This window comes from Bacillus sp. GMa5/1 (assembly GCF_050172015.1).
GTDB lineage: Bacteria > Bacillota > Bacilli > Bacillales > Bacillaceae_G > Bacillus_A > Bacillus_A cereus.
Map to the genome: position 1 here is coordinate 1 of NZ_JBNLYC010000272.1, position 4,116 is coordinate 4,116.

Consider the following 4,116-nt stretch of genomic DNA (forward strand, 5'->3'; position numbering starts at 1 on the left):
CTTTAAGACGAGTCAGAATGACTCGTCTTTTTTGTATGCTTTCATACCTCTATCAATTGCATTTTTAACCCCTTCTAAATAAGAAAATCCATATTTTTTATCTGGCTCTAAGTAAGTTCCTTCCGCCCACTCGTTCCATGCGTTAATAAATAAAAACTCGCTGTTATAAAAAGAGTAAGTCCGATGAATTTGCTTGCTTAAATATATGGTGAACTTTTCAGGGGTAGAACCTACAAAGATGCTGCTATTCGCGTTTTTACGTCGTGCAGTATTATCCCAATCAACAAAAGCACCAGGAAATGTTTTTTTCTTTGGGAGCGATCGTTGTAATATATACATCCATACTTTATCGTAGTCCCAAACGTTTAATTGCATATCAGAATCATATATTACCTTATTTATGTCTGAAGAGCTATCATGGGCAATTGTATAGAAAGGTTCAAACTGAATGCTAGCATCGAATCCATTTATATTAGGTAGTGGAAAACTGTTTAATGTTTCAGCAAAGTATATACCTTTTAAACCATTTTCTCGCGCTAATGCATTCCAGTAATTAAGCATTTTTTCACAATCAGGAATATGTCCTGGACGATAAATAATGAATAGAGGTTTATCATCTATATAAATATATCTCTCATCTTGGAAAGCCTGTAATAAATAATCAAAGTGTTCCTTCCAATCAGATATATCTCCGTAGTCTTGAGGCATTAATATATGTTTATCGAGACCATCCCAAGATTTTGTCCATGGTTCATTTGCCCAAGAAAGACAAAAAGGGAAGTCAGGTTCTTTCATCTTTAGTACCTCATTAAAGGGTGTTTCTAATAGTCTTTTTCCCTTAAACCAGTAATGATAATAACAAAAACCATATATACCGTATGCTTTAGCGATTTTTGCTTGCCACTTTCTTACGGAGGGGGTAGTTAAGTCGTAATAAAAATCTTGATAAGGTTCCCTAGGTTGATAATGTCCTGAAAATAAAGGTCGTGCACTTTTAGTATTTGTCCATTCAGTAAATCCTTTCCCCCACCATCGATCATTTTCTTTAATTTGATGGAATTGTGGTAAGTAAAAAGCGATTATTTTCAAGTTATATCCCCCTCGTGTTTTTCGTAGTTCAAGTGTTGGGAAGTTATTCTTGATTTGGTGAAGCAATTTTAAAATAAGAGATATGTTATCTGTTTACTGTTTTTTTTTATGGTATGTATTGGATTTTTTAAGCTTACTTAATAAGAGAGTATTAGGTAATTTGATATATATCTGAAATAGAAAGTACTTTTCGTCATGAAATTTATTATGTTGAATGAAAGGAATTAAATTTTTTGAAGGACAAAGAGGGCCTGCGGTAATCGATTTACATCATCAAAAAAGTCTTGTAGCTTTAAATATTTCTCATAATGATTTTCAATATAAGTCCTAGGTATAACGGTTTCTCCGTAAAAACTACTATTTCTAACATCCCCTGCACCAGTGGGACTATGAACAAATTTGCCGTTTTCATAATCCGAGATGGCGCGATGTATATCTGGAAAAGCTTGAGATAAAGTTTTATGCCATCCTGTTTGAATTAATTCAGGATGTTCTTGGAATTGTTGACAAAAATCAAGAAAATAGCGCGCTTGTGTTGTTGCGATGAAGATTCCACCAGGGCGAAGAACTCTTGAAAATTCTTTTACCCAATTTTCGGCAGTTGCTTCGGATAAATGTGAGAATACAGAATAAGCGAATATGATATCTAATGAATTGTCGCTAATAAAATCTACAGGGGGATGTGGGCTTGCTGTTTTATATATCCCTCTTCCTAGTGTTTCATTACAAAGTGTGATCATCGCAGGATCGACATCAATGCCAAGTAAATTTTGATCAGAGGCATCTTTAAATAAGAAGCGTATAATTCTTCCCCATCCGCATCCGAAGTCTAAAACTTTACTTTCTTTATTCAAGGGAACTCCTAAATTTTGGGCGTATTCTTTTATATGGCTATAAAACAAATATGCTTCGTAAAGAGCATGTTCATAGGAAGCACCTACAAATTGTTTTTGAATTTCTTCAGGAGGAAATCTAGGTACGGGAACCCCATTTATCGTTGTTTGTGAACAACTTTGTATAAATAAATTTAGAAGTTCGGCATCAGATACTGAATTAACAAGATGATCAAAATCACTTCCTAACTTAAAGTTATTCATTTGTTAAACCTCCGAATTATATAGTGATTAAACTTTATTTTCTTGCTTTTTACTAATGAAAACATGTAAAAATTCAGCATCTAACCCTAGTGATCTATCCTTTTGTAAAAAAACAATTGTATACATGTTTGCATGTGTATAAATATATTCAATCATATCCTGCCCCCAATCGAACGTTACTAAAGATCCATTCTCATCAATAGGGTTTCCATGATAAATGGGCTCTTCAATATATTCAATCACCTCTTTATTCATTCTTGCTCTTTGCACAGTTTTTGTGAGTGTATGATACCAAGGGACAGTAAATACATGAGCACCGCCAGGTTTTAATACTCGTTCTATTTCTTTAAAGGCTTTGTTTGGCGTCATTACATGCTCAAAAACGTCTTGAGTAATGAATAAATCAAAAGATTCATTTTCAAAAGTCATGTCTTCTAAGTTCTCACATCTAATACCTTGAAAGTATTGGCCAAGAGGATAATTTCTAAAGTATTGAGAATAAGTATAGTTTTTACAGTTTTTTAATAGTAGCTGAGTCGTAATTCCTCCAGGAGAGGATTCGTGAATATTATAGGAATCCCATTTTGGAAAAAATGTATGTAAAGCATGGATTAAAGCTCGCTGCCTTGGTATAGAGTTACATGTAGAACATAAATAATGATCTCTAAGCCAATCATTATGCTCTATAAATGTAGCTTTCTTTTCGCAAATAACGCAGTACCCATTATTGTGTTTCAAATTGATTTCCACACGATATCCCTCCTATGTTAATAAATGCAATCTATGTATGGAAAGTATGATACACGTCAACAATCGGCGAAATTAAAGGAAATGGGTGAAAGTTAGGTATCTCTTAAAATTACGATTAGGAGAAGGGAATAATCAGTTGGAGAGAACTCCCACTCGAATTAAAGTTTCACTTTATGCTATGCGATGTATCAGCTTTTATTCGTGGAAAAATGTATAGACTTAAAATATCCCTTTCGTGTATGGGTACATTTCAAAATCCTGTGCGTATATTTCTGTAACTAAATCCATAGTTTCTTTATCATAAAAGCTTTCGTATGTTGGAAATCGGGGAAAGCCTGGATCTGTAATGCTAAGTTCTGCATAGCTTCCTGCATAAATCATCTTGTGAGCGCGATGATGATCTGAATTTGTAAAAAGTGCTAAAGGGGATTTCATTAAATCGTACATGTGTTCTATCTTGGTGATTTGTGTATTAAAATCTTCTAAAGGAATATAGCATTGAATGAAATTTTCTTCACCAGGGACGTATTGTTGACTAAAATGTATATCTAATGCTAGGGAATTGGAATCGAATGCCTGAACGTAATATAAAAATTGTTTAAATGATATTCCTTGATTACTATATTTATCATTATAAAAATAATGACGGATGCTTTCCCATTGTGGGCTAGCATATGGATTGTCAGCAAGTAATAAAAATGAGCTGACAGCTCTTGTATAAGGATTTCGTACAAGTTTACAAACATTTTTTTTAGCCTCTAGAAGACTATTTTGTAATTGTTGAATGTAATTTGTACTGTTTTTATACACCCAGAACTCATAGTAATGAATAAAGTCATTGTATTTCTTTGCTTCAGTAAATAATCCAATTTGAAAAAAGAACCAATTAGCTAATGAGGTGCATCCGCTTCTATGACTCCAAAATAGTATAAGGGGAAAGTCTTTATGGTAATGCGGAATTCGATCTTTATGTAGGATTACATGATTTAAAAGTTCTTGATTTATATTTTTCATGAGTTTAGCGCTCCTTTTTTGAGAACTTTGTGTATGTAGAAGCTTTTTTATGGGGTAAACAAGTGAGGATTGTTTATTAAATATATTCATGGGGATGAGTAAATATTATGAGTGTTTTTGCAGTCAACCTGAATAAGGAAGCTATTCTAAAATGAAAATAGAAAAT

Annotated in this window: 4 protein-coding genes; all 4 read right to left on the reverse strand. The window is 33.2% G+C overall.

Going from position 1 to position 4,116, the window contains the following annotated elements; all coding sequences use genetic code 11:
- Positions 1-12: 12 nt before the first annotated feature.
- The 4 genes from ACQGSG_RS27130 to ACQGSG_RS27145 all read right to left on the reverse strand — a co-directional run bounded on the left by ACQGSG_RS27130 (position 13) and on the right by ACQGSG_RS27145 (position 3,950).
- The gene (locus ACQGSG_RS27130; RefSeq protein ID WP_000690999.1) at positions 13-1,089 is read right to left on the reverse strand and encodes a glycosyltransferase WbsX family protein; all 1,077 of its coding nucleotides are present in this window, start codon (positions 1,087-1,089) and stop codon (positions 13-15) included.
- A gap of 224 nt (positions 1,090-1,313) precedes the next feature.
- Complete coding sequence (locus ACQGSG_RS27135) at positions 1,314-2,186, reverse strand: class I SAM-dependent methyltransferase (protein ID WP_001058695.1); 873 nt, start codon at positions 2,184-2,186, stop codon at positions 1,314-1,316.
- A 27-nt stretch (positions 2,187-2,213) separates the two neighbouring features.
- Complete coding sequence (locus ACQGSG_RS27140) at positions 2,214-2,936, reverse strand: class I SAM-dependent methyltransferase (RefSeq protein WP_000405117.1); 723 nt, start codon at positions 2,934-2,936, stop codon at positions 2,214-2,216.
- 219 nt (positions 2,937-3,155) lie between these two features.
- A complete protein-coding gene (locus ACQGSG_RS27145) occupies positions 3,156-3,950 on the reverse strand; it encodes a sulfotransferase family 2 domain-containing protein (protein WP_000790054.1) in 795 nt (264 codons plus the stop codon).
- Between the last annotated feature and the right edge of the window lie 166 nt (positions 3,951-4,116).

What these genes read in the sequence shown, in the direction of transcription:
- ACQGSG_RS27135 (WP_001058695.1), bottom strand. Translation starts at nt 2,186, where the DNA reads ATGAATAACTTTAAGTTAGGAAGTGATTTTGATCATCTTGTTAATTCA.
- ACQGSG_RS27145 (WP_000790054.1), bottom strand. Translation starts at nt 3,950, where the DNA reads ATGAAAAATATAAATCAAGAACTTTTAAATCATGTAATCCTACATAAA.